Source organism: Shewanella sp. 10N.286.52.E4 (assembly GCF_041468785.1).
GTDB lineage: Bacteria > Pseudomonadota > Gammaproteobacteria > Enterobacterales > Shewanellaceae > Shewanella > Shewanella electrodiphila.
The window spans coordinates 173723-180082 of the sequence record NZ_JBFRJJ010000002.1 but is presented as its reverse complement, the minus strand read 5'-3'; the positions used below and the strand labels follow the sequence as shown (position 1 = coordinate 180082).

Here is a 6360-nt window from a genome sequence, read left to right as displayed (position 1 = left end):
AGTCTGGCCTCGGGTACCATTATAAATAAGCCTCGACATTAGTCGGGGATTTTTTGTATCTGAAATTTGAGTAATTGAAGCAAGATAAAATCCCTCGGCGTTTTAAAACCAGGCGTGCCAGTTCATCTCAGGCCTCCGGTGCCATATTCTTAATACAAGAATATGATACATAAGCAAGATACGAAGGCTTCAACATGCTTTACGCTAACGATGGCTTCTTATGTCGTTAAAGTGCGATGTTTAACATCAAATTCCATAGGATTTTTAAACTAAGACGCTTAGTCGAATTGTTAGCCATATCTATGAATAGTCATTTATGAATATCGAAAATCATCAATACGTTATTAAATATCCATTTAAAACCTAATTAAAATGTCAAATGTTCAAACTGTGAACTAATTCTTTGTTCATGACCAAAAGTCACTATTTCAAAAACCTATTCAATGGTATAAATACTAAAAATAGTGGTTCACTTCATACGAAGGAAAGAAGTAATGATATTTTCTCAGGTCCCTCAAGCTCCAGCCGATCCTATCTTAGGTTTAACAGATGCATTTAAAAAAGACACACGTAGTGAAAAGGTCAATTTAGGTGTTGGTATTTATAAAGATGAAGCAGGGCAAACCCCTGTACTTAAATCTGTTAAAAAAGCTGAAGCAATTTTATTAGAAGCTGAGAAAACGAAAAATTACTTAGGGATCGAAGGTGTAGAACAATACAATGCAGTCGTTCAAACCTTACTATTTGGACAAGGCAGCGACATCATTAATGACAAGCGAGCCTTCACTGCACAAGCACCAGGCGGAACAGGCTCATTAAGAGTTGCCGCTGAATTTCTTGTTAGGAATACTGAATCTAAGACCTTATGGGTAAGTAACCCAACATGGGCTAATCATCAAAACATATTTCAAACTGCTGGCTTATCAATCAAAGAGTATGGCTATTACAAAGCAGAAACCCATGATATGGATTTTGATGCGATGATTACTGATTTACAAAGTGCTCAAGCTGGCGATCTTATTTTATTACACGGTTGCTGCCACAACCCGACTGGTATCGACTTAGATGCTGCACAGTGGGAAATTGTTGGTCAACTTTGTGCAGATAAAGAACTTGTACCTTTATTTGATTTTGCCTATCAAGGTTTCGGCGCAGGAATTGAAGAAGATGCTCAAGGTTTACGCATTGTTGCTGCAAAAGTACCAGAGCTATTAATTGCCAACTCATTTTCTAAAAACTTTGGCTTATACAATGAACGTATTGGCGCAGTTACTATTGTTGCTGCTGATGAAGACGCAGCCCAAAAAAGCTTTAGCCAGATCAAGAAAACTATTCGAGCAACATATTCAAATCCACCAGCACATGGCGGTTTGATTGTGAGTACTATTCTATCAGATGATGCTCTACGTCAAGAATGGGAATCTGAACTGACCGAAATGCGTCAACGCATCGCCGAAATGCGTACTTTGTTTGTTGAGACATTAAAATCAGAAGGCGTTGACCAAGATTTCAGTTTCATCTCTCGTCAAAATGGTATGTTTAGTTTTTCTGGACTGAATAAAGATCAAGTCAATCGACTTAAAGATGAGTTTGCTGTCTATATTGTGGGTTCAGGACGTATCAGCGTTGCGGGCATGACAAAACAAAATATTCCGGTTATCTGTAAAGCGATTGCGCAGGTTATTTAAATCCGTCAGATAACAAACACATTGTGATTACTGTCTAAGCCTATAAGCAAATACTTATAGGCTTTTTTATAATCTTAATTTAAGTTGATTTGTTCATGACTGTTATTTGTTCATGACTGTTATTTGTTCATGACTGTTTATTTGTTCATGACTGTTGATAATGCAGTAGCTAAAGCTTCTTTGTTATGTAAACCCGCATGGTGATCACTGACAAGCGGAAAAAAACTTACAAATTCACCAACATCAATATGTTCTGCGTGACTGATGACATTATTGACAGCATTTCTTCCCAACAATTGGTTTATCCAGTTTAATTTATCTTCTAACAACAGTTTATTTGCTGCACATACTTCGTTTGTTAAATTATCGATGAAAATAATTTGAGCATTTGAATTGGAAATGGCAGTAGCAATTGCTGGAAGTAAAAGAGGAGGTAATACACTAGTGAGAAAGCTTCCTGGGCCAATGATTATCAGCTCTGCTTTATTAATCGCTTGAATGGCTTCACAAGTTGCTGTTACCTGAGGTTCGAGATTTAGTGAACTAGGCACCTCACTCATTTCATCAACGTTCGTTTCACCAAATATCATCTGACCTTCGACATTTAGTGCAGTTAAATGTGTGGGTTCTTCAGACATGGGAATAATACGAGTATCAATTTTCAGAATGGTTCTGATTAATTTAATCGCTTCAAGTGGTCTGACGCAAAGTTGTTCTAGGGCATACAAAATAATATTGCCAAGATTATGGCCATTTAGCTCATTATCGCCATTAAATCGATGATCAAATAACATGGTACCGATAGAAGGACGATTGGCGAGCTGTGATAAACAGTTACGTAAATCCCCCCATGCAATAGTTGTTTGATCTTGGCGGATACGACCAGTTGAACCGCCATTGTCAGTTGTTGTTACAATTCCAGTTAACTTGGGTCCTAAAAAGGATAATGCAGCAAGGACTCTGCCTAAACCGTGACCTCCGCCCAATGCGACGACGTGATCATATTGCTGTAATGGTTGGTTCATCATTTTTTGATTCCTTTCATACTCTTGATGACTTTTATTGCGACCATGGATAATGTCATTTCTAGCTATCGTCTGATGCTAAAAATGCATACTTAAAATAATAGCACAAACACAAGACTGCTTTTAGTTATGATTCTCGGTATAATCAATGAAAATTATATAGGAAGGATTGTTTTTGAGAACAGGTAGAGTGGGTAAGTTCACCCTTGGGTTAGGGGTTGTTATAATTAGCATTATTTTGATCCGTGTTTGGCTTGTTCCTACACTGGAGAAAATTTTAGTATCAACACCAGAAATTCAGCAAAATGAGAAAGAACAAGAAACAATTCCTAATTTTACTGAGATCAGTGATATTCCAACTAAAAAACAAGTGTTTTTTGATTATATGGCGCCAGCTGTAAATCATCAAAATGCGCTTATTTTAAAAGAACGAAATTTTTTAAAAGTCATCCTGGCAAACCTAGCCAATGAAAAAGCATTAACCGATGCCGAAGTCTTTAAGCTAAAACAATTAACACAGAAATATAATTACTCTGTAAAAAAGTTTGACGAAACGACCTTAACGCCCTTGTTAATTAAAGTCGATACCGTGCCAGCAAGAATGGTATTAATACAAGCAGCAAACGAAACAGGCTGGGGCAGCTCTAGGTTTGCTAAAGAAGGCAACAATTACTTCGGACAATGGTGTTTTTCTAAAGGTTGCGGTTTAGTGCCTTTATCCAGAAAAGCAGGAATGAACCATGAAGTAGCGTCGTTTGATACACCTGAAGATTCAATAGCAGCTTACATGCTAAATTTAAACACCAATTCAGCATACCGTTTATTAAGATCAATGAGAGCTGACTTACGTTCACAAAATATCGAACCTTCAGCTGAGAAATTAGTTTTCGGACTCATTCATTACTCAGAACGTAAAGATGCTTATATTGATGAACTACTAGAGATGTTACGCCAAAACAAAGCGTATTTAGCAGGATTATAGAAAATGAAGTTAGTAAAGATACCAATGTTAGTCGCTTTCGTGTTGTTAAGTCCAACATCGATCGCTGATTCTGTTTCTATTCCATATGCAGGTTTTTATGAAAGACTAAAACAAGTTAATAAAAATAATTATCAGTTGGTTGAAATTGCTTTTAGCGTACCTAAAAATGATAACTGTAAAATGATTTCAGGTAACATCACCACTGAAAAAGATGAATTCCCACTGACTTACGATAAACACCAGCGTTTATATTTGCCATTTGATGCACAGTTAAAGTCAGACCGAGGTTTGTTAAATATTGAAGTAGAAGGGGACTCTTCACTTTGTGGTGTTGCAATGCAAGTACGTGCTAAGTCAACTCAACAAGAGTATGTTCAAGCGGAACTCATGGCAGTTAAGGATGATATGGATGCATTGTTAGATGGTCAGCAAGGTTTCCCAATGAAGTATTTCCGTAAACCAATTACTGGACTTACATTTAGCTTTTCGGATTCCGACTTACCTGTTACCGCAACAATTGATGGTAAAGCACAATCAATTTCAAACCAGTTACAACTCACTTCTGAACAATTAGCAAACCTAAAAGCCTTAAGTTTTAATGCCATGCCCTTTGTTGTCAGCCCTTATGTCATTTGAACTGTTGAAATAGCAAAGCATAGAAAAAACAAAGCCCTCAGTTGAGGGCTTCTTTTTTGCAAGAACAGACCAACCATTTACGGTTTGTAAGTTGTCACTATATTAATTTTAGCTGCTTCATCTAAATTGATATGACCATTATTCGTGGTATCTAAAAAATCAAAAGCAGGTAAATCAGACTCGGCTACATCGCCGGATAAAGGAGCATCTGCATCGCGCTGCAAACTGATAAAATCAAAAGCGTTTCTATCAACACCTTGAGACGGTGACGTGTTCTGCATCGCAGTAAAAATTGTTTCAATACGACCTGGAAAGTCACGATCCCATTGATTCAACATATCCTTTACAGCGCCACGTTTTAAGTTCTCTTGTGAACCACACAGATTGCAAGGGATGATAGGGAATTTTTTCAGCTCTGCATACTCTGCAATGTCTTTCTCTTTGCTGTAGGCTAAAGGTCTAATGACCATGTTAGCACCGTCATCTGATAACAATTTAGGTGGCATTGCTTTCATTTTTCCACCGAAGAACATATTTAAAAATAATGTTTCAATGATGTCGTCTCTATGATGACCTAGAGCAATTTTTGTTGCACCAATACGTTGTGCAAATCCATATAAAGTTCCGCGACGCAGACGAGAACATAAAGAGCATGTTGTCTTGCCTTCAGGGATTTTATCTTTAACTATTGAGTAAGTGTCTTTTTCAAGAATATGATATGGCACTGCTAACGTATCTAGGTACGCAGGCAAAATATCTTCAGGAAATCCAGGCTGCTTTTGATCTAAGTTAACTGCAACAATTTCAAATTTAATTGGTGCACGCTTTTGCAAGTTCAACAAGATGTCGAGCATTGCATAGCTGTCCTTACCGCCAGAAAGGCAACACATGATAACGTCACCATCTTCAATCATTTGATAGTCTCCTATCGCACGACCAACATCATGACGTAATTTCTTTTCTAATTTAGCTTGGCGATCTGCCAAGTGTTTTTCTTGTTGTTGCATTTCAGACATTAAAAAGCGCCCAGTAACTATCGTTTCAGGGCGCGTATTATTCCAGCATTCAAGCCGATGGTAAAGACTTTAGTCTTCAAGAGGTGATTTATAACCCTCAGGCTTAACTGCAAGTAAGTCACAATTGATACTATCGATTACATGTTCAGCGGTATTACCAATTAAAGCAGCTGAAAAACCAGTTCTGCCCACAGTCCCCAAGATGACTAATTCTGCATCGAGTTTTAAGGCAAGCTCAGGAATAACATCTTCAGGTAAACCTTCTTCTACATGGCAGTTTTCTAAAGGGATATTAAAACTGTTGGCCAAATATTGAATTCGCTGTTCATGCTGCATTCTGACGGTATCGTTATAACTTGCTGCATCGAATTCAGGTAACTCAATGGCTAAATTAACCGGCGTACCAGGGTAACCATTCACTAAATGGATTTGGGCTGAGAATTTAGCTGCAAGATTCAACGCATTTTCAATTATTTTGGTATTGAGTGTTGAATGCTCATCATCTTCTGAAGCCACATTTACTGCACATAAGATTTTACCAGCCACTGGCCAATCATGTTCTTTTACCATTAATACTGGAATAGGGGCTTTACGTAACAAATGCCAATCAGTTGGAGTAAAAATAATAGACTTTAATTTGTCGTGTTCATGGGTACTTTTTACTAATAAATCGACATCTTGTTCGATGGCGTATTTTATTACGCTTTCGAAAGGTCTGTTATGCCAAACCACTTTAGTATCAATTGTTAAGCCTGATTTTGCGTAAGGCAATATAGCTTCAGCTAACCAGCTTTCGCGTTGGTCAATAACACCCTGACGCATAGCTTCTCTTTCGTGGCTTGAAAGAATTGAAGTCATTTCATAAGAAAAATCAAAAATGGTGAGAAATGCAGTGATAGATGCATTGGACTTGGAAGCAAGTTCAACGGCTCTAGCCAGAGCAGGTTGATGGTCAGTCATTGGGTTAATGACTACCAAAATCTTATTATAATCCTTCATAAAACCTCCAAGCT

Annotated in this window: 6 protein-coding genes; 3 read left to right on the top strand and 3 right to left on the bottom strand. The window is 37.6% G+C overall.

Translation table 11 applies throughout. The annotated features are described in order from the left end of the window. Window positions 1-494 precede the first annotated feature (494 nt). Complete coding sequence (locus AB4153_RS01075; protein ID WP_102527307.1) at window positions 495-1688, top strand: amino acid aminotransferase; 1194 nt, start codon at window positions 495-497, stop codon at window positions 1686-1688. A gap of 137 nt (window positions 1689-1825) precedes the next feature. Here AB4153_RS01075 and yvcK read toward each other — a convergent pair whose 3' ends face one another. Continuing rightward, complete coding sequence (gene yvcK, locus AB4153_RS01070; protein WP_102527308.1) at window positions 1826-2716, bottom strand: uridine diphosphate-N-acetylglucosamine-binding protein YvcK; 891 nt, start codon at window positions 2714-2716, stop codon at window positions 1826-1828. Between the two features lie 172 nt (window positions 2717-2888). Here yvcK and AB4153_RS01065 point away from each other — a divergent pair, with 172 nt between their 5' ends. After that, window positions 2889-3695, top strand: coding sequence for a glucosaminidase domain-containing protein (locus tag AB4153_RS01065; protein WP_371996080.1), 807 nt, complete (start codon window positions 2889-2891; stop codon window positions 3693-3695). A 3-nt stretch (window positions 3696-3698) separates the two neighbouring features. Further along, complete coding sequence (locus tag AB4153_RS01060) at window positions 3699-4331, top strand: DUF2987 domain-containing protein (RefSeq protein ID WP_102527310.1); 633 nt, start codon at window positions 3699-3701, stop codon at window positions 4329-4331. 77 nt (window positions 4332-4408) lie between these two features. On the opposite strand, the gene ttcA is transcribed toward AB4153_RS01060, so the two are convergent. Both ttcA and uspE read right to left on the bottom strand, forming a co-directional pair. Next, entirely contained in the window at window positions 4409-5347 is a 939-nt protein-coding gene (gene ttcA / locus AB4153_RS01055; protein WP_248956426.1) for a tRNA 2-thiocytidine(32) synthetase TtcA, read from the bottom strand. 69 nt (window positions 5348-5416) lie between these two features. Continuing rightward, complete coding sequence (gene uspE / locus AB4153_RS01050; protein WP_371996078.1) at window positions 5417-6346, bottom strand: universal stress protein UspE; 930 nt, start codon at window positions 6344-6346, stop codon at window positions 5417-5419. Window positions 6347-6360: the final 14 nt, after the last annotated feature.